A 26,197-nucleotide genomic window follows, 5' to 3' on the forward strand; every position below is an offset into this window, starting at 1 on the left:
TCGAGGGGACACGTCATGAAAGTCAGCGCACGTAACGTATTCAAAGGCACCATCAGTCAATTGCAGCCCGGCGCGGTCAACGCCGAAGTCTCACTGAAACTGTCGGGCGGCAATGAACTGGTGGCCGTGGTGACCATGGAGAGCGTGAAGAACCTCGGCCTGGCGGTCGGCAAGGAAGCGGTCGCGCTGGTGAAGGCGCCGTGGGTGATGTTGATGACCGAATCCAGCGACATTCGCCTGTCGGCGCGCAACTGCCTGGAAGGCAAGGTCACCAGTGTCATCGAAGGCGCCGTGAACTCCGAAGTGGTCATCCAGCTCGACGGCGGCACCGAAGTCTATTCGATCGTGACACGCCAGGCTGTGGCAGAACTGGGCCTGGCGCCGGGCGTGAGCGCGACGGCGGTGATCAAGGCGTCGCATATCATTTTGGGTGTGCCGGCCTGATTTCAGGAGTCGACTGACACCTGATCAAGCCTGCTTTGTCGGCTTGATCAGGCTTTGCGCGGGTATCCCGAACAAATCGTGAAGTTTCCAGATCATCGGAAGCGTCAACGCACGTTTGCCATTGAGCACTTCATACACTCGGTTTGTGCGGCCAATGGCGGGTGCGAGGTCAGCAGCAGACAGACCGGACTGCTCCATACGAAACTTGATTGCATCGATCGGATTGGGCAAGTCCACCGGAAACTGCTTCGATTCATAGGCTTCGATCAGCGTGATCATAATGTCGAAGTAATCACCCTCGGGAGTGCCAGGCTCTGGTTCGTTGTCGAACAGCGCTGACACGTTCTTGAGGGCTGCACGATAGTCCTCGTCGGTGTGAATTGGGCGAATGTTCATGGGTTACTCCATCTCGACGGTATCAGCGTCGATTGCGTCGTACTGTTTGTGAGTGCCGACAAATTTTATGTAGACGGCGCCGAAGCGATAGGCCACAGCGACTACCAACCGAAAGTCATTGCCCTTGATGTTGAACACGACTCTGCGGCTTTTGAGAATACTGGCGGTAGCAAAATGCGCCTTTATGTCCATTGGCGCTTTCCACTCAGCATTTTTGGCCTCATCAATCCAGGCCAGAAAGGATTGTTCTGAGTCTGGGTATTTCTCCCAAAACCTTTTCAGCTGACTGATAGCGATGATTCTCATGGAGTGATCCTAGTCCCGCGGTGGGACTTGTGCAAGTCTGTGGAGGCGCATCCGATGTGCGGAGGGTTAAGTTCGACTTCTGTAATCAAGCACTGCCGACGGCTAATTTGATGAACTGAGGCTGACGCGGAATTGGGAAAAACTGATCTTCGAACTCTATCCAAGAAGCAGTCATTTGCGGGTAGGAAAAGGCTGCGTGAAGTGGCCGATCAGGATTTATCAGGCATAAAAAAAGGCCTACCTCCCGGTAAGCCCTTGCTCATTCCCACGTACGACTCAATCCCCCAACGCCGCCCCCTCACGCCGCGGATCGGCCCCACCCGCCAACGACGGTTTCCCCTGCGCATCCTTCACCCGGACAATCGCCTGGGTCCCGCTGGTCATGTCGATCTCGTTCACGCTGTGCCCCTTGTCCTTCAGCGCCTGAATCAGTGTCGGGCTGAACTGCCCTTGTTCCAGCTCCGTCGGGCCGTTGCGGCTGCCGAAGTTGGGCAGGCTGATGGCGGCTTGTGGGTCGAGGTTCCAGTCGAGCAGGCCGATGGTGGATTTGGCGACGTATTCGATGATCTGCGAGCCGCCGGGGGAGCCGATGGTGGCGAGGAATTCGCCGCTCTGGCGGTCGAAGATCAGGGTCGGTGCCATGGACGAGCGTGGGCGTTTGCCGGGTTCGACGCGGTTGGCAACCTTCTGGCCATTCTCTTCGGGGATGAACGAGAAGTCGGTCATCTGGTTGTTCAGCAGAAAACCCTGAACCATCAGGTGCGAGCCAAACGCGGATTCCACGGTGGTGGTCATGGACACGGCGCCGCCTTTGTCATCCACCGCCACCACTTGCGAGGTGGAGATGCGCAGCGGCGAGCGGTCCGGTGCGTAGGCGACCTGAATGCCCGGCGGGGTGCCAGGTTTGGCCGTGCCCATGCTGCGATCGCCGATCAGGGCCGCGCGGTCGGCCAGATAGGCAGGGTCCACCAGACCTTTGACGGGGACGGGCACGAAATCTGCGTCGGCCACGTACAGCGCGCGGTCGGCGTAGGCCAGGCGTTCGGCTTCGGAGATCAGGTGCACGGCTTCAGGCGCCGGCTCAACGCCCGCAGGTTGGGTGGTTTTGACCGGTTTGAGCGGCGCCAGGGCAAAACGCGGATCCCGGGTTTCCAGAGCCTGCAAGGTGCCGAGGATCTGCGCCACGGCGATCCCGCCTGACGACGGTGGCGGCATGCCGCAGACCTGCCAGCGTTTGTAGTCGGTGCACAGCGGCGCGCGCTCCTTGGCGCTGTAGCCGTTGAGGTCGTTCAGCGACAGGCTGCCGGGGTTGGCGTGGCCCTGAACCTTGGCGACGATCTCCTGTGCGACGGGGCCTTTGTACAACGCATCCGGTCCTTCCTTGGCGATGCGTTTGAACACCGCGGCCAGTGCCGGGTTTTTCAGTTGCGTGCCTGCGGCTTTCGGGCTGCCATCGGCATTCAGGAAGTAGGCCGCCATGTCCGGCGAGCGTCGAATGGACGAGTCCGAGGCTATCAACTGGTGAAGGCGCGGCGAGATGGCGAAGCCTTGCTCCGCGAGTTTGATCGCCGGTTCGAACAGCCGCGCCCACGGCAGATGACCGTGTTTCTGATGGGCCAACTCAAGCGCCCGCAACACGCCCGGTGTCCCGACTGAACGACCGCCAATCTGCGCCTGGGTGAACGGCATCGGTTTGCCGTCGGCTTGCAGGAAAAGCTTCTCGGTGGCGCCGGCCGGAGCGGTTTCGCGACCGTCATAAGTGCGCACAGCCTTGCCATCCCACAGCACGATCAACGCGCCACCGCCAATGCCCGAGGATTGTGGCTCGACCAGGGTCAGCACGGCCTGCATCGCAATCGCGGCATCGATTGCCGAACCGCCCTGGCGCAACATCTCCCGCCCGGCCTCGGCCGCCAGCGGATTGGCCGCGGCCGCCATGTGTTTTGAGGCGTGTTGGGTTTGCAGGTCAGTGCGATAACCCGACGCGACTTCCGGCGCAACAGGTAACGTCGAAGAGGTCGGGGCGCTACAGGCTGCGAGGGTTAAAGCAGTGGCGATCAGCGAAAGGGCTGACAGGCGATAGTGGCTCAAGTGGAAGGCTGAGAACACGTGGGGGGCACTCCGTCCGTGGGAAAGATCAGGGGACTTTATCGGCCGAAAGGAGGTGACGCAAACCAAGGCCTACAGTAAAGATGCTTTTGCCCTTCATCACTCCATGGATTTTCTGTAGGGTCGAGGGCAACAGACTGGCCAGAAGATCAACAAGAGGCAGACATGCAGACCGAGTTCCCCACCCAGCCAAGTTACCGTACCCAGCGTGATCAATTCCTGGCCGTCGCGACCGCGGCCGGCGCGACGCTGACCGAGTACCCGCATCCACTCAAAGGGCCGTTCGGTGAGCCGTTGAGCACCGATGTGGCTGTGCTGGGTGATCCGGGCGCGAAGCGGCTGATGATTGCGCTCAGCGGTACCCATGGGGTCGAAGGCTTCTATGGTTCGGGATGTCAGATCAAGTGGTTGCAGGAGTTGGGCAAGCGTTCGCTGCCGGCTGATGTCGCGGTGGTGATGATCCACCTGATCAATCCGTGGGGCACTGCGTGGCTGCGTCGGGTCAACGAAGACAACATCGACTTGAACCGCAATCACCTGAACTTCGACCACGCATTGCCAGATAATCGGGCCTACGCAGCGCTGCATGAAATTTATGCCTGCACGCAGTTGCAGGGTCCGGAGCGTGATCGCGCCGATGCCTTGCTCGATGAGCAAATCGCTGAACACGGCTGGCCAGCGGTGATGTCGATTGTCGAGGGCGGCCAGCACCGTCATCCCGAGGGTTTGTTTTACGGCGGATTGGCACCGAGCTGGTCGAACCGCACGTTGCATCAGATCATTCAAAAACATGTTTCCCATGCCGAAGTGGCCATGTGTTTCGACTTGCACACCGGCGCCGGGGAGTACGGGCATCCGATGTTGCTGACCATTACCGAGGCGGAGTATCCAGCGCTTGCGGATGCGCAGGCCATTTATGGTCCCTGGCTTTATACCTTGCACACGGGCACCGACACGCTGAGCGAAACCGGCGTTTCCGCCACCGCCACCGGCTACACCTCGCAAGCGTTGATCAATGCGTTGCCGCACGTGCGGTTGATGCCGTTTGTGATCGAGTGCGGGACGTATCCCGGCGCCGAGGTTCATCGTCATCTGCGCGATGATCACTGGCTGCATCTGCACGGCAATCCGAGTGATGCAGTGGGGCGCGGGATCAAACTGAATCTGCTTGAGCAGTTCTATCCCGCCGACAGCGACTGGCAGGCGATGGTCTGGCTGCGTACCTGGCAGATTTGGGAGCGGGCGTTGTCAGCATTGCCGGCAATTCGTTCCTGACGTGGTTTACGGGGACGTGGCCTCTCGTTGCCCGAACTCATGCGGTTCAAATCTTCCTGCAACCGCAGCATGCTTTCTTCGCCGACGCGGATGAAGCCGCTGCGGGGCTGATCCAGGTCGAGGATGATGGTGAAGACCATGGCAATCAAGATCGCGAAGATGGCCGTCGAGCCGTGCCGTCGACGGTGGCCCAAGCCATAGCTGTAGGCGATGAAACCCAACGCACCGATGGCCACGACGAACAGCAGATTGATGACGGTTGCCGGGACATGATCGTCCTGCTCGGCGCGGCGCTTTTCATTGACGTTGTAGACGTCGGTCAACGACTGGATCACCAGGTTCATGGCGGCTGTCGCTTCGCCCTGGGCCTCGGCGGCGGCAGCCAGATTCCATAGCTGGTCCTCGATCGTCCGGGACGATTCGCTAGCCGCCTTCAGCAGTTTCTCGTCCGTGCCGGCGCGCATGAACTCAATTCGCGCCGAGACATAATCCTTGAGCAGCGCTGTCACCTTCCCGCGCAGATCAGACGGCAGCAACTTCGCTCGTAAATAGGTCGAGCCGATCACCGTGACTTCATCTTGAATCAGTGTTTTGCGCGCTTCGAAACGTGAGGTGGCCATGGCGAAGTTGAAACCCAGCAACAACGCGAGCAGACCGAGGAGGGCGGTTTGCAAAACGGTGAGGTGGGATCGGTTCGAATCACTGATGTGAGTTCGGTGATGACGGCCGAGACGAAAAGCGAGTTCCAGCACCACGCAGAAGATGGCGACCACGATGAAAAACACAATGATCTCGTCCAGGCCCCAGTGCATAGGGTGGTCTCTCTGTGTTCAAGCTTTGGCATTAACTGTAGGAGAGAACCGCGAAGAGCGGGCATTAACCCCCTTGGGCCGGGAGCACTTTTCTCGAGGCATAAAAAAACGGCCTACCTTTCGGTAAGCCGTTTTTAGTACTTGGTGGCTACACAGGGACTTGAACCCCGGACCCCAGCATTATGAATGCTATGCTCTAACCAACTGAGCTATGTAGCCAAGTGGCGCGCATTATTGGCTCGTAACAGAGAAGTGTCAAGCGTAAATCTAAAATATTTCTCTACGCTTTCAACCGCTTATCCGCCTGACCCGAAAAAACGGGTCAGGGGAGGGCGTCAACTGAGCTGAAATCTCCCGGTATTGGCACTCAAGGCCTTGCTGCCCTGGCTCAAAGTGTCCGCCGCCAGATTCACCGCCCGCGCGCCTTCGAGCAAGCGTACCGCCGCCTGATCGACTTGCTGGATGTTGCCGCTGACCTCGTCGGCGGTGGTCGCTTGCTCGTCGACCGCTGTGGCGATCTGCGCCAGGGTGTCGGTGACACTTTGCACGGCACTGGCAATTTCCCCCAGGCGTTCGCCGAGGCCAGTGACGGCTTGGGCGTCGGACTGAGCCTGGCCGCAAGCGGCTTCCATCAGGCTCACCGCTTCGTTCACGGTGCTGCGCAGGCTGTCGACAGTGCCGGCAATCTGCGCGGTGGAGGACTGGGTGCGTTGCGACAGGCTGCGCACTTCATCGGCCACCACCGCAAAGCCGCGACCTTGCTCACCCGCGCGAGCGGCCTCGATGGCGGCGTTAAGTGCCAACAGGTTCGTCTGCTCGGCCACCCCGCGAATGGTGTCCACCACCAATTGAATCTGCTGCCCTTGCTCACTGACCCGGCCCAGTGCCGCAGCGGTGTCGTTCAAGCGCTGATTGAGTTGCTGAATGCTCGCCGTCGTGCGCTGGCTGTCACGGCTGCTGTCGGCGGCGATGCGCTGGGTGTGCTGAGCGCTGCCGGAGGCCTGTTCGCAACTCTGGGCGACCCCTTGCGAGGTGGCGGCCAATTGCGTGGCCGCTGCGGCGATTTGGCTGATCTGCAACTGCTGAGCTTCGACTTCCCCAAGGGCGCCGCTGGAGTGATGGTTGAGGGTGCGCACCGCGTTGCTCAGCTGCAAGGTTTCATGATCGACCCCCAACAGGCTGTTGCGCAGTTGCACCACCGCGACGTTGAGGGCGGTGCTGATGGCGGCCAGTTCGTCGCGGCCTTCCACCGGTACTTGCAGGCTCAGATTGCCGTCGCGCAGGGCTTCAGCCAGCAGGGTAATGCCGCTGGCGCTGCGACGGATCGAGGCCTGCAAGCAGATGAACAGGTACAGCGCGGCCAGCAGCAGGCAGCCAAAAATGGTCGCTACCAGGATGAACTGGCGGATGGCAGAGCCGTGGTAATAGTCCAGACGCTGATCCAGCGACACCAACGACTGCTGACGCAGCGAAGCGAGGTCGGAGAGCAGGGTGTCGAGGCTGCGTTCAAACTCTTCCGGCTTGAGCTTGATGCTGCCACCGAACACGCCGTCATCGAGGACTTTCAACTCGGCGTCCAGGTGCTTGAGGCTGTCATGGTATTGCCCGGCCCAGGCTTGCAACGCGCTGGGCAGTCGTGCTTCCAGCAGGCTTGCGGTTTTGACCAGCTGCTCCCGGGCATCGCCGATCCGGCTGCGCAAGTCGCGCAATTGCAGGCGGCTTTGCAGGGTGAACTGCCCGGACACCACTGATGCCTGGCCGACGCTGGCGAGACGGCCAACTCGCTCAATCAGGTCTGGCGCGTGCTGCGTGGAGATCTGGGTCAGCAGGTAGGTTTCCAGCCACGGCGCCAACGTCAGGCGATTGTCCATGGCGATCTGTTCGCGCAAGGCTTGCAGGGCACTCAAGGCATTGGTGAAACGATCGTAACCGTCCGGCCACCAACCGACGCTGCTCAGGCTTTTAGAGTCGAGGCCGTTGAGGGCGGTTTGCAGGGCTTGATAACGGGCCAGGGTTTCGCCCTCGGCGCCTTCGGTTTGCAGTGCGTTGCCGAGGTCCGAGGTGGCTTGGGCGACGGCTGGCTGAACCGTATCGAAAGCAGCCATCGCTGCGATCGTCGCGGGTGTCGGCTGGCGATTCGTTTCCGTGGCGCGCCAGCGAGCCGCGCGGTCACGCTGGGCGGCGAGCAGGTTATCCAGAGCATCGAGGGCGAGGAGTTGCCGAACCCCGGCACGTTCGCCGGAGATCAGGTTCAATTTGTCGCGATAGTCCTGACCGATCATCCACAGACTGCCCGTCAACGGCAGGATAAACAGCAGAAACAACAACTGAAATTTGCGTGCGAAGCCAAAACGCCCCAGCAACCCGATCCCCGGTGATAAAAAAGCCTGCATGCCCCAAAACTCCTCTGGACACCACGCGCCATTGGCGTGCGTCGCAACCGTTGCGGTCACGACCTGTGCCCTTTTAAAAGGCCTCGAAAGTTCACCCTCGCCAGCTCTGTAGGCCGACTCTGTAGCGAAACTTCCCATTCTCGGTCCCCTTTGTAAGGGGCCGCGTTGAAGCGGATTACCAAGGCAAGATTCAGACCATGGCGTTGCGCTATCACCTTTTCAGTGATGAAAATCGAAGTCGTTAGCAGGCTAAGGGGATGGCGCTGCTGCCCCGAAAAATGGCACATTGACGCACCTGCCCGTGTGCACCCATCTGTTGTACGGAAACTCTTATGGCTATCAGCAATGTCCAGACCGGCGCGCAGCCGGCATCCGCGACTTCACAAAGCAGCCCTTTGGTCATGCGCATCATCGGCGCCGTGGCGCTGGCGCATTTGATCAACGACTTGATCCAGTCGGTGCTGCCGTCGATCTATCCGATGCTCAAGGCCAACTATGGCCTGACCTTCACCCAGGTTGGCTTGATCACTTTGACGTTCCAGCTGACGGCTTCGCTGTTGCAGCCGTGGGTCGGTTACTACACCGATCGGCACCCCAAACCCTGGCTGCTACCGGCCGGAACTGTCTGCACGTTGATCGGCATTTTGATGATGTCGGTGGTCGGCAGCTTCCCGATGATTCTGCTGGCGGCAGGGTTGATCGGTATCGGCTCCTCGACCTTTCACCCGGAAGCTTCTCGCGTGGCGCGGCTGGCCTCGGGTGGGCGCTTTGGCCTGGCGCAATCGACCTTTCAGGTCGGCGGCAATGCAGGCTCAGCCTTCGGTCCGTTGCTGGCTGCGGCGATCATCATTCCTTTCGGTCAGGGCCATGTGGCCTGGTTCGGATTGTTCGCGGTGTTTGCGCTGTTCGTGCTCTATCGGATCAGCCGCTGGTACGCCAACCACCTGAGTCTGTTCAAACTCAAGCAAGGCCAGGCGGCGACGCATGGCTTGTCGAAGAACCGCGTCATCAGTGCGTTGGTGGTACTCGGGCTGCTGGTGTTCTCCAAGTATTTCTACATGTCCAGCCTCACCAGCTACTTCACGTTCTACCTGATCGAGAAGTTCGACCTGTCGGTGGCCAGTTCACAGTTGCACCTGTTCCTGTTTCTCGGCGCGGTAGCGGCGGGGACCTTCTTCGGTGGGCCGATCGGCGACAAGATCGGGCGTAAGGCGGTGATCTGGTTCTCGATCCTCGGCGTCGCGCCGTTCACCCTGATCCTGCCTCATGTGGACCTGTTCTGGACCAGCATCCTCAGCGTCGTGATCGGCTTCATCCTGGCGTCAGCATTCTCGGCGATCGTGGTGTATGCGCAGGAACTGGTGCCGGGCAATGTCGGGATGATTGCCGGGGTGTTCTTCGGACTGATGTTCGGCTTTGGCGGGATTGGTGCGGCGTTGCTCGGGCATTTGGCGGACATACACGGCATCGAATACGTGTACTTCCTGTGTTCGTTCCTGCCGCTGCTTGGGGTGTTGGCGATCTTTCTGCCACGGACCAAAAAAGTCTGAGCCGGACCGGCGGCAGGCTATTTTGGCCGAGAGTTGGCGAAGAGCAAGCTACTGACCTATCACGTTGGCGATCATCCCATGAATCTCTACAGTCAGTATGCGTTGGCCTGCGTGGGGATGATGCTGCTGTACACTTGCGTAAGGAGCTATGTACTCAGGAAATGGCTGGGTACTGCTCTGGTCGGTATGGCCTTTGGCGTGATGTTTGTACTGCCGCCCTACATTGGCAGTATCGATGTCGGGATCTTTGCAATCGCGGTAGTGGGGGCGGGGGCTTCGATGTTCTTCAATCGGACAAAGTACCGGGTGTGACAATAGCGGTAGTGGCACACTGGCGCGGATGACGAAGAGGAGTTAGTACGGCCTTACTGCGTGCGTTAACTCCTCGATCGCAGCTTGCGACCTTCTACAAAAATCAGCCGTTTCGATAGATATAGCTATACGCGTTAATCGCTGGTACGCCACCGAGATGTGCATAGAGCACCTTCGACCCATCCGGGAAAAAACCCTGGCGGACGAGATCAATGAGGCCTTGCATGGATTTTCCCTCATAGACCGGGTCCGTCATCATGCCTTCCATGCGAGCGCACAACCGAATGGCTGCATTGGTCTCTTCTGATGGAATACCATAGGCCGGATAGGCATATTCTTCTTTAAGGACAACATCGTCATCAGTGACTTCCTGGCCAAGCCCGATAAGCCTGGCTGTATGCTGAGCGATTGCCAACACTTGTGCCCTGGTTTGTTCAGGTGTGGCGGAGGCGTCGATACCAATCACATTGCGCGCACGACCATCCTTGGCGAATCCCACCAACATGCCCGCATGCGTGGAGCCGGTCACAGTGCAGACGATGATGTAATCAAATCTGATCCCCATCCTGGCCTCTTGCTCGCGTACTTCTTCGGCGAAGCCGACATAGCCGAGACCTCCATATTTGTGCATGGAAGCGCCGGCGGGAATTGCATACGGTTTGCCTCCTTTCGCCTTAACGTCTTCTAGCGCCCGCTCCCAGCTCTCGCGGATACCGATATCGAAACCTTCGTCGACGAATTCAATCTCCGCTCCCAGCACACGACTCATCAGGATATTCCCGACCCGGTCGTAGACCGCATCCGGGAATGGAACCCAGCTTTCTTGAACGAGACGGCACTTCATGCCGAGTTTGGCAGCGACAGCCGCGACCTGGCGCGTGTGGTTTGACTGAACGCCACCGATGGAAACCAGCGTATCTGCCTGCGAGGCAATGGCATCGGGAATGATGTATTCCAGCTTTCTGATCTTGTTGCCGCCAAACGCAAGTCCGGAGTTGCAATCCTCTCGTTTGGCATAGAGCTCGATATTTCCACCGAGACATGCCGATAGGCGATTCAGTTTCTCGATCGGCGTTGGGCCGAACATGAGTGGATAGCGTTCAAATTTCTCCAGCATGACGGTTCTCCAGATCACGGATGAGCCGCTTTTAGTCTAGCAGAGCGCCTGTGAGAGAGTTGCGCGACAAGCACCGCTTGAGTGAAGCGCCTTGCGGCTCATTGGAGAAGCGTTTGCCGCTCTGCCGCTAGCGGAAACAGTCGTGATATCCAGTTATTCCCAGCGTCCCTGAGGATGGCGATCCCAAAAAGCAAAATCCCCGTATCAGCGAGTGATTACGGGGATTTTGTATTTATCGAGGTCCGTGTAAATCCACGGTCACCGTTACACGTTGAAGCGGAAGTGCATCACGTCGCCGTCTTTAACGATGTAGTCCTTGCCTTCCAGGCGCCATTTACCGGCTTCTTTGGTGCCGGCTTCGCCCTTGTACTGGATGAAGTCGTCATAGGCGATGACTTCAGCGCGGATGAAGCCTTTTTCGAAGTCGGTATGGATCACGCCAGCGGCTTGTGGTGCGGTGGCACCGACGCGGACGGTCCAGGCGCGGACTTCTTCGACACCGGCGGTGAAGTAGGTCTGCAGGTGCAGCATTTCGTAGCCGGCGCGGATTACGCGGTTCAGGCCAGGCTCTTCGAGGCCCAGGGCTTCGAGGAACATGTCTTTCTCTTCGCCGTCTTCCAGTTCGGCGATTTCGGCTTCGATCTTGTTGCAGACCGGAACCACCATGGCGCCTTCTTCTTCGGCGATGGCCTTGACGATGTCCAGCAGCGGGTTGTTCTCGAAACCGTCTTCAGCGACGTTGGCGATGTACATAACCGGCTTGGTGGTCAGCAGATGGAAGCCACGAATCACCGCCTTGTCGTCGGCACCCATGTTCTTCATCAGAGTGCGCGCAGGCTTGCCGAGGGTGAAGTGAGCGATCAGTTGCTCCAACAGGCCTTTCTGGACCACGGCGTCCTTGTCACCACCCTTGGCGTTGCGGGCGACTTTCTGCAGTTGCTTCTCGCAGCTGTCGAGGTCGGCAAAGATCAGTTCCAGGTCGATGATTTCGATGTCGCGTTTCGGGTCGACGCTGTTGGAGACGTGAATCACGTTCTCGTCTTCGAAGCAGCGGACTACGTGGGCGATGGCATCGGTTTCACGGATGTTGGCGAGGAACTTATTGCCCAGGCCTTCACCTTTCGACGCGCCGGCAACCAGGCCTGCGATGTCGACGAATTCCATGGTGGTCGGCAAGATGCGCTTTGGGTTGACGATGGCCGCCAGGGCATCCAGACGCGGATCCGGCATCGGCACGATACCGGTGTTCGGTTCGATGGTGCAGAAGGGGAAGTTCTCGGCCGCGATCCCGGATTTGGTCAGGGCGTTGAACAGGGTGGACTTGCCGACGTTAGGCAGGCCGACGATGCCGCAATTGAATCCCATGGTGTTTTCCCCGAGGAGTAGAGTCAGGCCTTCTGGCTGTGCAGGTTTTTCATCGCGCGGTTCCATTCACCGGCGAGGATATCCGGCAGCACGCCGAGGGCAAAGTCGATGCTGGCATCGAGTTTTTCCTGTTCGGCGCGTGGCGCACGACCCAGGACGAAATTTGAAACCATACTGGCAACGCCCGGGTGGCCAATGCCAAGCCGCAAGCGGTGAAAGGTATTCTGATTGCCCAGTTGCGCGATGATGTCGCGCAACCCGTTGTGACCGCCATGGCCGCCGCCCTGTTTGAGCTTGGCAACGCCCGGTGGCAGGTCGAGTTCGTCATGCACCACCAAAATTTCTTCAGGCGTAATGCGGAAGAAGCCGGCAAGTGCCGCGACGGCTTGGCCGCTGCGGTTCATGTAGGTGGTGGGAATCAGCAGACGAACATCCTGACCCTGATGCGAATAGCGCCCGGTCAGGCCGAAATATTTGCGATCCGCCACAAGGTTTACGCCTTGCGCGTTCGCGATGCGCTCAACAAAAAGGGCCCCTGCGTTATGCCGGGTCTGTTCGTATTCAGCGCCTGGATTTCCCAGGCCAACGATCAGTTTGATGGCAGTCACGATAGGGGCCCTTCCTTGGAGTGGTGGATAACATCGCCGCATTCAGAAAGTGCGGCGAAAGTGGACGACAAGTGCTCATTTACCATTATGTAAACTCCGCGTTCTCGCCCGCTTTCTCGCTACGCTCTAGTCCGCGATGTTACCGGTCACTCCGGCGTACAGAGTGAATTACTCTGCAGCGCCTTCTGCAGCTTCTGGAGCAACACGTGGAGCGTGAACGTTGGCAACAGCCAGGTCGTTACCGTGAGCCAGAGCAACAAATTCAACGCCTTTAGGGGCGGTGATGTCGGACAGGTGAATGATCGAACCGATTTCGGCGTTAGCCAGGTCGACTTCGATGAACTCAGGCAGGTCTTTTGGCAGGCAGGTCACTTCGATTTCAGCAACAACGTGCGAAACTTCGCCGCCTTTCTTGATCGGAGCTTCTTCGCCAACGAAGTGTACAGGCACGATAGCGGTCAGTTTCTGGCCAGCTACAACGCGTACGAAGTCAGCGTGCAACACGTGGCCTTTGGCCGGGTGACGCTGCAGAGCTTTGATGATTACGTTTTGCTTGGTGCCGCCAACGTTCAGCTCGATGATGTGGCTGTAAGCCGCTTCGTTTTCGAGCAGTTTGGCAACTTCTTTAGCCAGCATGCTGATGGATTCAGGGGCTTTTTCGCCACCGTAAACTACAGCTGGTACCAGGCTTGCGAGACGACGCAGGCGGCGGCTCGCACCTTTCCCCAGGTCGGAACGCACTTCAGCATTCAGAGTAAATTCGTTCATGTTGTATCTCCAAAATAACCACATTCGCCCCAGCGTTTGCGACCAGCGCTAAAGGCGATATGGGCAAAAAAGCCCCGCCCCGACAGGAATGCCGGGGCGGGGCGCTTTTCGTCAACGAGATATTCGAGAAGGGCAGGGCCCTTAACGGAACATCGCGCTGATCGATTCTTCGTTGCTGATGCGGCGAACCGCTTCGGCAACTACCGGCGCGATATCCAGTTGACGGATACGCGAGCAGGCTTGAGCAGCAGCGGACAACGGGATGGTGTTAGTCACCACCAGTTCGTCCAGCATGGAATTTTCGATGTTTTCGATCGCCCGACCGGACAGCACAGGGTGTGTGCAGTAGGCGAAAACCTTGGCAGCGCCATGCTCTTTCAGGGCCTTGGCCGCGTGGCACAGAGTGCCGGCGGTATCGACCATGTCATCGACCAGAATACAGGTACGCCCTTCGACATCACCGATGATATGCATCACTTCAGAGTGATTGGCTTTCTCACGGCGTTTGTCGATGATCCCGAGATCCACGCCCAGGGATTTGGCAACAGCACGTGCACGCACGACGCCACCAATGTCCGGGGACACGATCATCAGGTTTTCGAAGCGCTGATCTTCAATGTCATCCACCAATACTGGGGAGCCGTAGATGTTATCTACCGGAATATCGAAGAAACCCTGGATTTGGTCAGCATGCAGATCAACCGTGAGAACACGGTCGATGCCGACTACGGTAAGCATGTCAGCAACGACTTTCGCGCTGATAGCCACACGTGCGGAACGCGGACGGCGATCCTGACGGGCATAACCAAAGTAAGGAATAACAGCAGTGATACGAGTAGCCGAGGAGCGGCGGAAGGCATCAGCCATCACTACCAGTTCCATCAGGTTATCGTTAGTCGGAGCGCAAGTCGGCTGAATAATGAAGACATCTTTACCGCGGACGTTTTCATTGATCTCGGCAGTAATTTCGCCGTCGGAGAACTTACCGACAGAGATGTCACCGAGAGGGATATGCAGCTGACGTACAACACGCCGAGCCAGATCGGGGTTAGCGTTCCCCGTAAAGACCATCATCTTGGACACGCGCAGTACCTAGAGGCTGAGGGTAACCTGGATGAGTATAGAAAATGGCAGGGGCGGCTGGATTCGAACCAACGCATGGCAGGATCAAAACCTGCTGCCTTACCGCTTGGCGACGCCCCTGTATCTGTTGCAACGAGTACCCAGTACTCGGTTCCTTTTAGAGCAGACTTTGCAGCTTGCGATGCAACATCGAAATGTTGCTTCCCTTTGCTACAAACCCTGTAAGGGTCTCTGTAAGAAGGGCCGAGACTTTATCAGCTTCAGCTTTGTTTGGGAAGCCCCCAAACACACAACTTCCAGTTCCGGTGAGTTTTGCTTCGGTAAATTTACCTAACAAATTCAATGCGTTACGTACATCTGGGTAACGCCTTGCTACCACCGGTAAGCAGTCATTTCGACTGTTTCCCTTGGGAACGGGGCGCACTTTAATGGGAGAAGAGTTACGTGTCAACAACGGATCTGAAAAAATTTCTGCTGTACTTACAGAGACTTGCGGCACAAGTACGAGATACCACGGTTCTTCGGGGTCTACAGGGGTCAGTTTCTCCCCCACGCCTTCGGCAAAAGCCGCGTGCCCACGCACGAAAACCGGGACGTCGGCGCCAAGCGTCAGGCCCAACACGGCCAGTCGATCCTCATCCCAACCCAGTTGCCAAAGATGATTGAGGCCGAGCAAAGTCGTCGCGGCATTTGAACTGCCGCCACCGATTCCACCGCCCATGGGCAGAATTTTTTCGATCCAGATGTCGATACCGAGCGAACAACCGGATTGCTCCTGAAGTTTTTTTGCAGCTCGAACAATCAGATTGCTGTCGTGAGGAACGCCATCGAATTCGGTATGCAGTCGAATCACACCGTCATCGCGAACGGCGAACGTGATTTCATCGCCGTAATCGAGAAACTGAAAAATAGTCTGCAACTCGTGATAACCGTCTTCACGGCGACCGAGGATGTGCAGCATCAGATTGAGTTTGGCCGGGGAGGGCAGGGTCAAGCGCGGAGCGGTCATGTTCACTGCCCCAATTTGCGAGGTTGCCATTCCTTGATCACCAGCGTGACATCAAGGTCGGTGCCGTGCAGTTTGATCCGCTCGGGTAGCCAAAAGCCGTTTTGCTCGGCATAGCTGAGGTATTCGACTTGCCAGCCATCCTGCTCAAGATTGGCCAGGCGGCTGTCGGCATCCAGCGTCAGACGGCTTTTGCTGTCCGGGGCCGGGAGCCCGCGAACCCACCAGGCCAGATTGGACACCGGTAACTTCCAGCCCAGCTGTTCTTCGACCAACACTTCAGGCGTCGGCGCTTCATAGCGGCCCTGGTTGGCGACTTCCAGCGAGACCTTGCCGGGGCGACCGGTCAGGCGTGCTGCACCGCGGCCCAGGGGGCCGGAGAGGCGAATGTCGTAGTAATCCTGTCGCTGCAGCCAGAACAGTGTGCCGCTGCCCGAGTCTTTCGGGGCGCGAATGCCGATCTTGCCGTTGATCTGCCAGCCGTCGAGGCTGGTCAGTTGCTGTTTATACACGCGCCATTGGGCCGGGTTGCCTTGACCCTGGACCGATTCGCGGGCACCGAAGCCCGCGCAACCGGCGAGCAGGGCGATGAAACTGAAAACAATGAGGTGGCGCAAAAACATAATCTTAAAGAGTCTCTGATCCGGTCAGGCGCTTGATGGTGCTGCGCAGGATGGGGCTGTCGGGCTGCTCCTTGAGGAACTTGTTCCAGATTTGCTTGGCTTCCCGTTGCTTGCCATTGGCCCACAGGACTTCGCCCAGGTGCGCGGCGACTTCCTGATCGGGGAAGCGCTCCAGCGCCTGGCGCAGCAGGCGTTCGGCTTCGTCGAGATTGCCCATGCGGAAGTTCACCCAGCCGAGACTGTCGAGTACCGCCGGGTCTTCCGGATTGATTCGGTGCGCCTGTTCGATCAAGGCCTTGGCTTCGGCGTAGCGCGTCGTACGGTCGGACAGAGTGTAACCGAGGGCGTTCAGCGCCATCGCATTGTCCGGGTCGCGCTTGATGATCAGGCGCAGGTCTTTTTCCATCTGCGCCAGGTCATTGCGTTTTTCCGCTTGCATGGCGCGGGTGTACAGCAGATTCAGATCGTCCGGGTATTGCTGCAAGGCTTGCTTCAATACATTCCAGGCCTTGTCGGGCTGTTTATTTGCCGACAAGGTTTCGGCTTCGATCAAATACAACTGAATCGCGTAATCAGGCTGCTCATCGCGCTCCGCAGCCAGACGACTTTGGGCTTCGGCGGTCTTGCCATTGCTCATCAGGATATCGGCCTGACGCAATTGCGCCGGCAGGTAATCGTTGCCCGGGCCGACCTGGGCGTACTCGATCAGCGCGCCTTGAGGGTCGTTGCGCTCTTCAGCGATACGACCGAGGTTCAAGTGCGCCGAATCGACGTGGCTTTCTCGGGCAATCAGGTCTTCCAGATAGCCCTTGGCCTCATTCCAGGCCTTGGCTTCCAGGCAGACCAACGCCAGGGAGTAACGCAGTTCGTCGTCTTCCGGGTACTGCTGAACCAGGCTCGAGAACTCGGCTTTGGCGTCGTCCATGCGGTCCTGTTCAACCAGCATGCGCGCGTAAGTCAGGCGCAGGCGTTTGTCGTCCGGGTATTTCTTGATGCTTTTTTGCAGCAGCGGCAAGGCTTCATCGCCACGACTGAGCGTCTGCAGCAGGCGTGCGCGCAGCAGGATGGGCGCTATTTCGCCTTCGTCCGGCGGATTGTCTTCCAGCAGGCCCAGCGCACCCTTGGCGTCACCGTCCTGTTGCAGAAGTAAGGCTTTGCCGAAAATCAGCTGGCCGTTGTTCGGATGGCGCTGCAACAAGCGGTCAAAACTTTTCATCAAGCCGTTGCGCGTGTCCTGGTCGGTATCGGCCGCAGACAGGGCGAGGAAGTCGAAATGCGTATCGCCCTTGCCTTGCAGGACTTTCTCCATATAGACCATGGAGTCGTCATAACGCCCGGCACGAGCCAGTTGCACGGCAGCGGCCCGTTGCGCCTCAAGGTCTTGCGGGGCATTTTTCGCCCAGATCAACGAGGTGTCCAGGGCCGCCTGATCGGCGCCCAGGTATTCGGCGATACGGAATGCCCGCTCGGAGATACCCGGATCCTGAGTATTGATCGCCTGGGTCACGTAGTTGTCCAGGGCAATGTCGAAGCGATTGCGCTGGCCAGCCAGTTCGGCGCTCAACAGACTGAAGATGGTTTCTTCACTGAATGAGCTGTAAACCTTGGGCTTTTCAGGGGCCTGAGTGCTGTCTTCGACCGGCGGCGTACCGTCCGACGAAACGGGTGCCAAGGCCTGGCAGCCGCTGAGGAAGACAAAAGCGAGAAGCAACGCGGAAGATCTATTCATATAGGAAGAGGACGACTAACCTGCGGTCGGATCATCATGACACAAGCCTTCGGCCAAACATAACCGAGTCTCAATTGGCGCCTTTATAGAGGCAGGTCATTGGGACAATAGTCAGCGGTAGTTGTTCTGGCTCTGTCGAAGTAGGACAATTGCCGGCTTCACGTCACCATCAGCGACTTTGAATGGCCTTCCTTGCACTCGGTATTAACCACAAGACTGCTTCAGTAGACGTCCGCGAGCGCGTGGCCTTTACCCCTGAGCAGCTGGTGGAGGCCTTGCAGCAGCTCTGCCGACTCACCGACAGCCGCGAAGCTGCGATCCTCTCCACCTGCAATCGCAGTGAACTCTATATAGAACAGGATCACCTTTCGGCTGACATCATATTGCGCTGGCTGGCCGATTATCACCATTTGAGCCTCGAAGAGCTGCGCGCGTGTGCTTATGTGCACGAAGATGATGCGGCAGTTCGTCACATGATGCGGGTGGCCTCCGGGCTCGATTCGCTGGTGTTGGGCGAACCGCAGATTCTCGGTCAGATGAAATCGGCCTACGCCGTGGCCCGCGAGGCCGGCACCATCGGTCCGTTGCTCGGGCGGCTGTTCCAGGCCACCTTCAATGCGGCCAAACAGGTGCGCACCGACACTGCCATTGGCGAGAACCCGGTGTCCGTGGCGTTTGCCGCGGTCAGTCTGGCGAAACAGATTTTCAGCGACCTGCAACGCAGCCAGGCCTTGCTGATCGGCGCTGGCGAGACCATCACCCTGGTCGCCCGCCATCTGCACGAACTGGGTGTAAAGCGCATCGTCGTTGCCAACCGCACCCTGGAGCGCGCGAGCATTCTGGCCGAGCAGTTCGGCGCCCACGCGGTGTTGCTCTCGGACATCCCGGCGGAACTGGTGCGCAGCGACATCGTCATCAGCTCCACCGCCAGCCAGTTGCCGATCCTGGGCAAGGGCGCGGTGGAAAGCGCCTTGAAACTGCGCAAGCACAAGCCGATCTTCATGGTAGACATCGCCGTCCCCCGGGATATCGAGCCGGAAGTCGGCGAACTGGACGACGTTTACCTCTATAGCGTCGACGATCTCCACGAAGTGGTCGCCGAGAACCTCAAGAGTCGGCAGGGCGCAGCCCAGGCGGCGGAAGAGATGGTCTCGGTCGGTGCCGAAGATTTCATGGTCCGCCTGCGTGAACTGGCTGCGGTGGATGTGCTCAAGGCTTATCGCCAACAAAGCGAACGCATGCGCGACGAAGAATTGCAGAAGGCCCAGCGCATGCTGGCCAACGGCAGCAGCGCCGAAGACGTGCTGGTGCAACTGGCGCGGGGCCTGACCAACAAACTCTTGCACGCACCGAGCGTGCAATTGAAAAAGCTCTCTGCCGAAGGCCGCCTCGATGCGCTGGCCATGGCCCAGGAACTCTTTGCCCTGAATGAGGGCTCATCGGATAGCTTTTCGGATAAAAAACCGCAATGAAAGCGTCACTGCTCAATAAGCTGGACATCCTCCAGGACCGTTTCGAGGAATTGACCGCCTTGCTTGGCGACGGCGAAGTCATTTCCGATCAGACCAAATTCCGCACCTATTCCAAGGAATACGCGGAAGTCGAACCGATTGTCGAAACCTATAAACAGTTGCTCAAGGTACAAAGCGATCTCGAGGGCGCCCAGGCGCTGCTCAAGGACAGCGACCCGGACATGCGCGAAATGGCCGTGGAAGAAGTCCGCGAAGCCAAAGAGCAACTGATCGACATCGAAGCCAGCCTGCAACGCATGCTGCTGCCCAAGGATCCGAACGATGGGCGTAACGTGTTCCTCGAAATCCGCGCCGGCACCGGCGGTGACGAGGCGGCGATTTTCTCCGGCGACCTGTTCCGCATGTATTCGCGTTACGCCGAGCGTCGCGGCTGGCGGGTGGAAATCCTCTCGGAGAACATCGGTGAACACGGCGGCTTTAAAGAAGTCATCGCCCGCGTCGAAGGCGACAACGTCTACGGCAAGCTGAAATTCGAATCCGGCGCCCACCGCGTACAACGGGTTCCGGCCACCGAATCCCAGGGGCGCATCCACACCTCGGCCTGCACCGTAGCCGTATTGCCCGAGCCGGACGAGCAGGAAGCGATCGAGATCAACCCCTCGGATTTGCGCATCGACACCTACAAATCCTCCGGTGCCGGTGGTCAGCACGTCAACAAGACGGACTCGGCGATCCGCATCACGCACTTGCCGTCCGGTATTGTCGTCGAGTGCCAGGAAGAACGTTCCCAGCACAAGAACCGCGCCCGGGCGATGTCCTGGCTGTCGGCCAAGCTCAACGATCAGCAGACCAGCGCCGCCGCGAACGCTATCGCAAGCGAGCGTAAATTATTGGTCGGTTCGGGTGATCGCTCGGAGCGGATCCGCACGTATAACTTTGCCCAGGGGCGGGTCACCGACCATCGGGTCAACCTGACGCTGTATTCCCTCGACGAAATCCTCGCGGGTGGCGTCGATGCGGTGATCGAGCCGTTGCTGGCCGAATATCAGGCCGACCAATTGGCAGCGATAGGTGAGTAAATGACGATCATTGCCAGTTTGTTACGCGCCGCCGACCTGCCAGATTCGCCCTCCGCGCGCCTGGATGCCGAATTGTTGCTGGCCGCTGCGTTGGGCAAGTCCCGCAGTTTTCTGCACACCTGGCCCGAGCGCATCGTTCCGAGCGAAGCGGCGCTTAAATTTGTCGAGTATTTGCAGCGCCGCCGTGGCGGTGAGCCAGTGGCCTACATCCTCGGTCAGCAAGGTTTCTGGAAGCTTGATCTGGAAGTGGCGCCGCATACGCTAATCCCGCGCCCGGACACCGAGTTGTTGGTGGAAACCGCACTTGAACTGCTGTCAGCCACACCTGCCAAGGTCCTCGATCTCGGCACCGGCAGCGGCGCCATTGCGTTGGCCCTGGCCAGCGAGCGTCCGGCCTGGAAGGTGACCGCCGTGGATCGTGTGCTCGAAGCCGTGGCCCTGGCCGAGCGCAATCGCCAGCGCTTGCACCTGAACAACGCCACCGTGCTGAGCAGTCATTGGTTCAGTGCGCTGGAAGGTCAGCGTTTTCAGCTGATCATCAGCAACCCGCCTTACATCGCCTCCGCCGACCCGCATCTGGTGGAAGGCGACGTGCGCTTCGAACCGGCCAGTGCCTTGGTAGCCGGCATCGACGGGCTCGACGATCTGCGTCTGATCGTCGCCCAGTCGCCGGATTATCTGGAGGCGGGCGGTTGGCTGATGCTTGAACACGGTTATGATCAAGCCACTGCGGTACGCGATTTGCTGCTGACCCGCGGCTTTGAAGAAGTCCACAGCCGCACCGATCTGGGCGGTCACGAACGTATCAGCCTGGGGCGCCTGCCGTGCTGAATGATCAGGAATTGTTGCGCTACAGTCGGCAGATTCTGTTGCAACACGTCGATATCGACGGCCAGTTGCGACTGAAAGAAAGCCGCGTATTGATTGTCGGTCTCGGCGGCCTCGGCTCGCCGGTTGCGCTGTATCTGGCAGCTGCCGGCGTCGGCGAGTTGCATTTGGCGGATTTCGACACTGTCGATCTGACCAACCTGCAACGCCAGATCGTTCACGACACCGACAGCGTTGGCCTGAGCAAGGTCGATTCGGCTATACGCCGACTGAGCGCGATCAATCCCGAGATTCAGTTGATCGCCCATCGCACCGCGCTGGACGAAGATTCCCTGGCCGCCGCCGTGGCCGCGGTGGATCTGGTGCTGGACTGTTCCGACAATTTCTCCACCCGCGAAGCGGTCAACGCTGCGTGTGTCGCCGCCGGCAAACCGCTGGTCAGTGGCGCAGCGATTCGGCTGGAAGGGCAGTTGTCGGTGTTTGACCCGCGCCGTCCAGAAAGCCCGTGCTACCACTGTTTATATGGTCACGGCAGTGAAGCCGAACTGACGTGCAGCGAAGCCGGCGTCGTAGGGCCTTTGGTTGGCCTGGTGGGCAGCCTTCAGGCGCTGGAAGCCATGAAGTTGCTGGTGGGTTTCGGCGAGCCGCTGGTGGGACGCCTGTTGTTGATCGATGCCTTGGGCTCGCGCTTTCGCGAATTGCGGGTCAAGCGTGATCCGGGCTGCAGCGTCTGTGGTTCGAAGCATGCGTGAAGCGCCGATTGGCGTGTTCGACTCCGGTGTCGGTGGGCTTTCGGTGCTGGCCGAGATCCAGCGTTTGCTGCCCAACGAGTCACTGTTGTATGTCGCCGATTGCGGGAATATTCCCTACGGCGAGAAAACCCCGGAATTCATCCGTTATCGCTGTAGCGTGATGGCCGATTTTTTTCAGCAGCAGGGCGCCAAGGCCTTGGTGCTGGCCTGTAACACGGCGACGGTCGCTGGGGTTGCAGATTTGCGGCGCGATTATCCCGAGTGGCCCATCGTCGGCATGGAGCCTGCGGTCAAACCGGCCGCTGCCGCCACCCGCAGCGGTGTGGTCGGCGTTCTCGCCACCACCGGCACCTTGCAGAGTGCCAAGTTCGCCGCGTTGCTCGACCGTTTCGCCACCGATGTGCGAGTCATCACCCAGCCGTGTCCCGGTCTGGTGGAGCTGATTGAAAACGGTGATCTGCACAGTCCGGCTCTGCGCGAGTTGCTGGCCAGGTATGTCGAACCGCTGCTCGGTGCCGGGTGCGACACGATAATTCTTGGCTGCACGCATTACCCCTTCCTAAAGCCGTTGCTAAAGCAGATGATCCCCGATGACATCAGCTTGATCGACACCGGCGCCGCTGTAGCGCGGCAACTTCAGCGTTTATTGGCCGAGCGTGAATTGCTCGCCGAGGAGCCTGCTCGTGCTGCACAGTTCTGGACGAGTGCCGATCCGGAGCATTTCAAAAATATCTTGCCGATACTGTGGAATACCGCTGGCGTTGTGCGAAGCTTCAAGGAGTAAACAAAACTCGGGGCAAGCGAGTAATTGGGGTGAACTTCTGATTAAGTGTCGACTTCTATAGCATCAAGCGACAAAAAAACCATACGAAATCGTTCGGAAAAGGATGTTTCTAGTGAAGCGACTATTCTGCTTGGCCGCGATTGCGGCCGCACTAATGGGGCACAGTTTTACCGCACAGGCGGCAGGCGTGGAGTTCGCGGTCGGTCAGACTAGCGAGTCGACCATGACCTATCGACTGGGCATGCAATTCGATTGGGACAAGAGCTGGCTGCAGAGTGATATCGGTCGTTTGACTGGTTACTGGAGCGGTGCCTACACCTATTGGGACGGCGACAAGACCTCTAGCAACCACAGCCTGTCGTTCGCGCCGGTGCTGGTTTACGAGTTTGCCGGGCAGACCGTCAAACCCTACCTGGAGTTGGGGGTTGGCGTCGCGGTGTTCGCCAATACCGAAGTCGAAAACAACAATCTCGGCAATGCCTTTCAGTTTGAAGACCGGTTCGGTTTTGGGCTGCGCTTTACGGGCGGGCATGAAGTCGGGATTCGTGCGACGCACTATTCCAATGCCGGAATCAGCAGCTCGAACGATGGTGTAGAAAGTTACGCGCTGCACTACACGATGCCGTTGTAAGCCTGCACTTGGTAAATGTGGGAGCGGCGGTGCGGCGATCCCACATTAGATCTTCGGTGTTTTCTCGATCAGCGATACGCCGTGGTAATCCCTTGGCGTTCGTCGATGCACTCCGGTGCGCCCATCTCGAACTCCCGGCAGATCAACGGGCGTTTTTCGTAGATGGTGCACATCATCGTGTTGCGATCCAGTGCGGCGCACCAGCCGTCATCCAGACGCAGCATGACTTCCCCGCCCCAGTCATCGGTATCGATAAAACGTTCGGGCACGCCCGTGTCCGTGATCAGCATGACTTCGAGCTGACAGCAGCAAGCTGCGCAGGTCGAGCATGTGACCGCAGGCTCGGCGATTTGCGTATGGGGAATGGTTTTCATGGCGCTCAGTGTAAGGCAGTAGGCCCACGCTGTGTGAAAGGCCTGACGGACGCTCAGGCTTCACGGCAGATCCTCGGTCGGCGGATTGTTTCGCTCCATGCGCTTGCCAATTTCCAGTCCCGTCTGGCCGGGCTTTTGTGGCAGAGGCCAAAGGACAGGCATGAGCAGTTCCGGTAAAGGGAGCTCCAGGGGACGATGCTTGAGCATGTCGAAGAGGTATCGCGCAGCTTTGTCCGCCGACCAGTCGAGGTGTTCTGCAACGTCATTGCTCAGGGGTATATCGATAAGTCCTGGGCTGACTATGGTCATTTCGATGTTTTCCGGCGCCACGTCGATGCGCAAGGACTCGAAAAGGTGACGCAACCCGGCCTTTGAGTCGCCATAGGATTCGGCCCGTGGCAGGGGCAGGTAGGTCACCGAGCTGGCCATGCCCACCAGATGCGGCGCAGTGCCCGCCTGCAGCAGGGGCCGGGCGGCTTCGATGCAATAGCTGCTGGCAAGCAGGTTGGTACGCACGATGTGCTCGATGATTGACGAGTCGAACTGATTGGGGTCGACGTATTCGCAGGTACCCGCGTTGAGGATCATGGTGTCCAGAGAACCCCACTCCTTGGCAATCTGCTCGCCGATTTCGCGCACCCGCTGGCCGTTGGTCAAATCACCCGCGACCACCAGCACTTGTCCGGGATAGCGCTGAGATAAGGCTTTCAATGGCGCCAATGAGCGGGAGCTGACAGCCAGGTGGGCACCGTTTTTCAGTATTTCTTCGGCCAAAGCGGCACCAATGCCGTTGCTGGCGCCGGTCAACCAGTATCGCCTTGGGGGTGTACGACTCATCCAAATTCCCTTTTTAACCAGATAATTTCCCGGCTCAATACCGTATTTATAACGCATGCGGCGGCATCAATTTAATTCCGGGGGGGATAAACCCTGTCGGGATGGCAGGTTCTTGAACGCGGCCAAGGCCCGTTCGCGGGAAGTGCTCAGGTTGACGATCGGCGATGGATAATCCATCACACCGAATAATCCGTCGAGTCTCGCGCGATTGTGCAGGTCTTTTTTGTTCATTCCATTGATCTGCGGCAACCAATGCCTGATGAAAACCCCTTCGGCGTCGAACTTTTCCGACTGGCTCAGTGGGTTGAAAATCCGGAAGTAGGGCGCCGAATCGGTGCCAGTGGAGGAACTCCACTGCCAGCCACCGTTGTTCGCCGCCAGGTCGCCATCGATCAGATGACGCATGAAAAAACGCTCACCTTCACGCCAGTCGATCAAAAGGTTCTTGGTCAGGAACATCGCCACCACCATGCGCAGGCGATTATGCATCCAGCCGGTTTCGAGCAATTGGCGCATGGCCGCGTCGATGATCGGCAGGCCGGTACGGGCTTCTTGCCAGGCCAGGAGATCTTCGGGTGCATCGCGCCAGGCGAGGGCTTCGGTTTCCGGGCGGAAGGCGCGATGACGCGAGACCCGTGGGTAGCCCACCAGAATGTGTTTGTAGAATTCGCGCCACAGCAATTCGTTGATCCAGGTGACGGCGCCGACCTTGCCACTTTCAAACTCGCCCTGATTGCTTTGCAGCGCGGCGTGCAGACACTGACGAGGGGAGATGACCCCGGCGGTGAGATAGGCCGAGAGCCGGCTGGTGCCGGGTTTTGCCGGGAAATCGCGCTCGCTGTGGTAATAGTCGATCTGTGCGTCGGTAAAGGTCTCAAGGCGGCGTCGGGCTTCGGCTTCGCCGGCCGGCCAGAGAGCACGCAAACTATCGCTGGGCGTGTCGAAACCCTCGGCGCGAGAGGGCGGTTCGTCACTGGCGATACCCAGCGGAGCCTGGATGGCGGGGGCGGTAACCAATCTCGGCAATGATGCATGCAAGCGTTCGTAGCAGACCTTGCGGAACTGGCTGAAAACCTGGAAATAGGTGCCGGTTCTGGTCAGCACGGTGCCAGGCTTGAACAGCAGTTGATCGAGGTAGCGGTAAAAGTCTATGCCTTGGGCTTTCAGGGCTTGAGCCACCGCGGTATCACGACGGCTTTCATGAATGCCGTACTCCTCGTTGACGTGCACCGCGTCGATCTTCAACTGTTGGCAAAGATCGAGCAGCACCTTGGGTGCGTCCTCCCAGCGAGATGCCTTGCGGATCAACAAGGGAATGTTCAGCTCATCCAACGCGCTGCGTAACTCGCTCAGGTTGCGCAGCCAGAAATCCACTTTGCACGGCGCGTCATCGTGCTCCAGCCATTGCTCCGGGCTTAGCAGATACACCGCCACAGTCGGGCCGCGGGCTGCGGCGGCCGAGAGGGCGGTGTTGTCATGGAGGCGCAAGTCGCTGCGCAACCAGATCAATTGCAGAGAGGAGTCCGCACGATTCATTAAAAATT

26 protein-coding genes and 2 tRNA genes are annotated in these 26,197 nt (G+C 58.7%); 10 read left to right on the forward strand and 18 right to left on the reverse strand.

What is annotated here, in order from left to right:
• Positions 1–15: 15 nt before the first annotated feature.
• The gene (locus tag ACSQ87_RS05540; protein ID WP_436273502.1) at positions 16–444 is read left to right on the forward strand and encodes a TOBE domain-containing protein; all 429 of its coding nucleotides are present in this window, start codon (positions 16–18) and stop codon (positions 442–444) included.
• 24 nt (positions 445–468) lie between these two features.
• Here the strand turns inward: ACSQ87_RS05540 and ACSQ87_RS05545 are convergent, their stop codons facing one another.
• The 3 genes from ACSQ87_RS05545 to ggt form a co-directional block, all read right to left on the reverse strand.
• Positions 469–840: a helix-turn-helix domain-containing protein gene (locus ACSQ87_RS05545; RefSeq protein WP_436273503.1), complete on the reverse strand. Its 372-nt coding sequence runs from the start codon at positions 838–840 to the stop codon at positions 469–471.
• A 3-nt stretch (positions 841–843) separates the two neighbouring features.
• Positions 844–1,146: a type II toxin-antitoxin system HigB family toxin gene (locus ACSQ87_RS05550; protein WP_436273504.1), complete on the reverse strand. Its 303-nt coding sequence runs from the start codon at positions 1,144–1,146 to the stop codon at positions 844–846.
• Between the two features lie 276 nt (positions 1,147–1,422).
• Positions 1,423–3,255 carry a gamma-glutamyltransferase gene (ggt, locus tag ACSQ87_RS05555; RefSeq protein ID WP_436273505.1) on the reverse strand — a complete coding sequence of 611 codons (1,833 nt, stop codon included), beginning with the start codon at positions 3,253–3,255 and terminating at the stop codon, positions 1,423–1,425.
• Positions 3,256–3,420: 165 nt separating this feature from the next.
• Between ggt and ACSQ87_RS05560 the strand changes: the two genes are divergently transcribed.
• On the forward strand, positions 3,421–4,530 hold the full coding sequence (locus tag ACSQ87_RS05560; RefSeq protein WP_436273506.1) for a DUF2817 domain-containing protein: 1,110 nt from the start codon (positions 3,421–3,423) through the stop codon (positions 4,528–4,530).
• Here ACSQ87_RS05560 and ACSQ87_RS05565 read toward each other — a convergent pair.
• The 3 genes from ACSQ87_RS05565 to ACSQ87_RS05575 all read right to left on the reverse strand — a co-directional run bounded on the left by ACSQ87_RS05565 (position 4,434) and on the right by ACSQ87_RS05575 (position 7,735).
• Positions 4,434–5,342, reverse strand: a complete 909-nt coding sequence (locus tag ACSQ87_RS05565; protein ID WP_223429631.1) for a hypothetical protein — start codon at positions 5,340–5,342, stop codon at positions 4,434–4,436. The two genes, ACSQ87_RS05560 and ACSQ87_RS05565, sit on opposite strands and share 97 nt — an antisense overlap.
• A 142-nt stretch (positions 5,343–5,484) precedes the next feature.
• A tRNA-Met gene (locus ACSQ87_RS05570) sits at positions 5,485–5,561 on the reverse strand.
• Positions 5,562–5,677: 116 nt separating this feature from the next.
• Positions 5,678–7,735, reverse strand: coding sequence for a methyl-accepting chemotaxis protein (locus ACSQ87_RS05575; RefSeq protein WP_223429632.1), 2,058 nt, complete (start codon positions 7,733–7,735; stop codon positions 5,678–5,680).
• A 332-nt stretch (positions 7,736–8,067) separates the two neighbouring features.
• Here ACSQ87_RS05575 and ACSQ87_RS05580 point away from each other — a divergent pair, with 332 nt between their 5' ends.
• A complete protein-coding gene (locus ACSQ87_RS05580) occupies positions 8,068–9,285 on the forward strand; it encodes an MFS transporter (RefSeq protein ID WP_436273507.1) in 1,218 nt (405 codons plus the stop codon).
• 78 nt (positions 9,286–9,363) lie between these two features.
• Entirely contained in the window at positions 9,364–9,597 is a 234-nt protein-coding gene (locus ACSQ87_RS05585) for a hypothetical protein (protein WP_223429634.1), read from the forward strand.
• Positions 9,598–9,700: 103 nt separating this feature from the next.
• On the opposite strand, the gene ACSQ87_RS05590 is transcribed toward ACSQ87_RS05585, so the two are convergent.
• The 9 genes from ACSQ87_RS05590 to ACSQ87_RS05630 form a co-directional block, all read right to left on the reverse strand.
• Entirely contained in the window at positions 9,701–10,714 is a 1,014-nt protein-coding gene (locus tag ACSQ87_RS05590; RefSeq protein WP_223429635.1) for a 1-aminocyclopropane-1-carboxylate deaminase, read from the reverse strand.
• A gap of 264 nt (positions 10,715–10,978) precedes the next feature.
• Complete coding sequence (gene ychF / locus ACSQ87_RS05595; protein WP_007942650.1) at positions 10,979–12,079, reverse strand: redox-regulated ATPase YchF; 1,101 nt, start codon at positions 12,077–12,079, stop codon at positions 10,979–10,981.
• Positions 12,080–12,102: 23 nt separating this feature from the next.
• Positions 12,103–12,687 (reverse strand): aminoacyl-tRNA hydrolase, encoded by a 585-nt coding sequence (pth, locus tag ACSQ87_RS05600; RefSeq protein ID WP_436273508.1) that lies wholly within the window; start codon positions 12,685–12,687, stop codon positions 12,103–12,105.
• 168 nt (positions 12,688–12,855) lie between these two features.
• The gene (locus ACSQ87_RS05605) at positions 12,856–13,455 is read right to left on the reverse strand and encodes a 50S ribosomal protein L25/general stress protein Ctc (RefSeq protein WP_436273509.1); all 600 of its coding nucleotides are present in this window, start codon (positions 13,453–13,455) and stop codon (positions 12,856–12,858) included.
• A gap of 141 nt (positions 13,456–13,596) precedes the next feature.
• A complete protein-coding gene (locus tag ACSQ87_RS05610) occupies positions 13,597–14,538 on the reverse strand; it encodes a ribose-phosphate pyrophosphokinase (protein ID WP_003208392.1) in 942 nt (313 codons plus the stop codon).
• Between the two features lie 45 nt (positions 14,539–14,583).
• Positions 14,584–14,658 (reverse strand) — tRNA-Gln (locus tag ACSQ87_RS05615).
• 37 nt (positions 14,659–14,695) lie between these two features.
• Entirely contained in the window at positions 14,696–15,547 is an 852-nt protein-coding gene (gene ispE / locus ACSQ87_RS05620; protein ID WP_150659020.1) for a 4-(cytidine 5'-diphospho)-2-C-methyl-D-erythritol kinase, read from the reverse strand.
• 2 nt (positions 15,548–15,549) lie between these two features.
• Positions 15,550–16,167 (reverse strand): lipoprotein insertase outer membrane protein LolB, encoded by a 618-nt coding sequence (gene lolB, locus ACSQ87_RS05625; protein WP_223429638.1) that lies wholly within the window; start codon positions 16,165–16,167, stop codon positions 15,550–15,552.
• A gap of 4 nt (positions 16,168–16,171) precedes the next feature.
• Positions 16,172–17,896, reverse strand: coding sequence for a tetratricopeptide repeat protein (locus tag ACSQ87_RS05630; RefSeq protein ID WP_436273510.1), 1,725 nt, complete (start codon positions 17,894–17,896; stop codon positions 16,172–16,174).
• 182 nt (positions 17,897–18,078) lie between these two features.
• Here ACSQ87_RS05630 and hemA point away from each other — a divergent pair, with 182 nt between their 5' ends.
• The 6 genes from hemA (at position 18,079) to ACSQ87_RS05660 (ending at position 23,442) form a co-directional block, all read left to right on the forward strand.
• Entirely contained in the window at positions 18,079–19,368 is a 1,290-nt protein-coding gene (gene hemA / locus ACSQ87_RS05635) for a glutamyl-tRNA reductase (RefSeq protein WP_046048307.1), read from the forward strand.
• Positions 19,365–20,447: a peptide chain release factor 1 gene (gene prfA, locus ACSQ87_RS05640; RefSeq protein ID WP_095130385.1), complete on the forward strand. Its 1,083-nt coding sequence runs from the start codon at positions 19,365–19,367 to the stop codon at positions 20,445–20,447. Before hemA ends, prfA begins: the two co-directional genes overlap by 4 nt.
• Positions 20,448–21,278 carry a peptide chain release factor N(5)-glutamine methyltransferase gene (gene prmC / locus ACSQ87_RS05645; protein WP_436273511.1) on the forward strand — a complete coding sequence of 277 codons (831 nt, stop codon included), beginning with the start codon at positions 20,448–20,450 and terminating at the stop codon, positions 21,276–21,278. It abuts the gene before it with no gap.
• Positions 21,272–22,027: a molybdopterin-synthase adenylyltransferase MoeB gene (locus tag ACSQ87_RS05650; RefSeq protein ID WP_074880238.1), complete on the forward strand. Its 756-nt coding sequence runs from the start codon at positions 21,272–21,274 to the stop codon at positions 22,025–22,027. The genes prmC and ACSQ87_RS05650 overlap by 7 nt, the downstream gene beginning before the upstream one ends.
• Positions 22,020–22,811, forward strand: a complete 792-nt coding sequence (gene murI / locus ACSQ87_RS05655; RefSeq protein WP_223429642.1) for a glutamate racemase — start codon at positions 22,020–22,022, stop codon at positions 22,809–22,811. Before ACSQ87_RS05650 ends, murI begins: the two co-directional genes overlap by 8 nt.
• Positions 22,812–22,923: 112 nt before the next feature.
• Positions 22,924–23,442, forward strand: a complete 519-nt coding sequence (locus tag ACSQ87_RS05660) for an acyloxyacyl hydrolase (protein WP_150658989.1) — start codon at positions 22,924–22,926, stop codon at positions 23,440–23,442.
• Positions 23,443–23,510: 68 nt separating this feature from the next.
• Here the strand turns inward: ACSQ87_RS05660 and ACSQ87_RS05665 are convergent, their stop codons facing one another.
• From ACSQ87_RS05665 to phrB, 3 genes are all read right to left on the reverse strand, one after another.
• Complete coding sequence (locus tag ACSQ87_RS05665; protein WP_008153413.1) at positions 23,511–23,816, reverse strand: YkgJ family cysteine cluster protein; 306 nt, start codon at positions 23,814–23,816, stop codon at positions 23,511–23,513.
• 60 nt (positions 23,817–23,876) lie between these two features.
• A complete protein-coding gene (locus ACSQ87_RS05670) occupies positions 23,877–24,653 on the reverse strand; it encodes an SDR family NAD(P)-dependent oxidoreductase (RefSeq protein ID WP_223429643.1) in 777 nt (258 codons plus the stop codon).
• A 66-nt stretch (positions 24,654–24,719) separates the two neighbouring features.
• Entirely contained in the window at positions 24,720–26,168 is a 1,449-nt protein-coding gene (phrB, locus tag ACSQ87_RS05675) for a deoxyribodipyrimidine photo-lyase (protein WP_436275083.1), read from the reverse strand.
• Between the last annotated feature and the right edge of the window lie 29 nt (positions 26,169–26,197).

Origin of the sequence: Pseudomonas sp. LjRoot277, assembly GCF_964253845.1 — a bacterium.
GTDB lineage: Bacteria > Pseudomonadota > Gammaproteobacteria > Pseudomonadales > Pseudomonadaceae > Aquipseudomonas.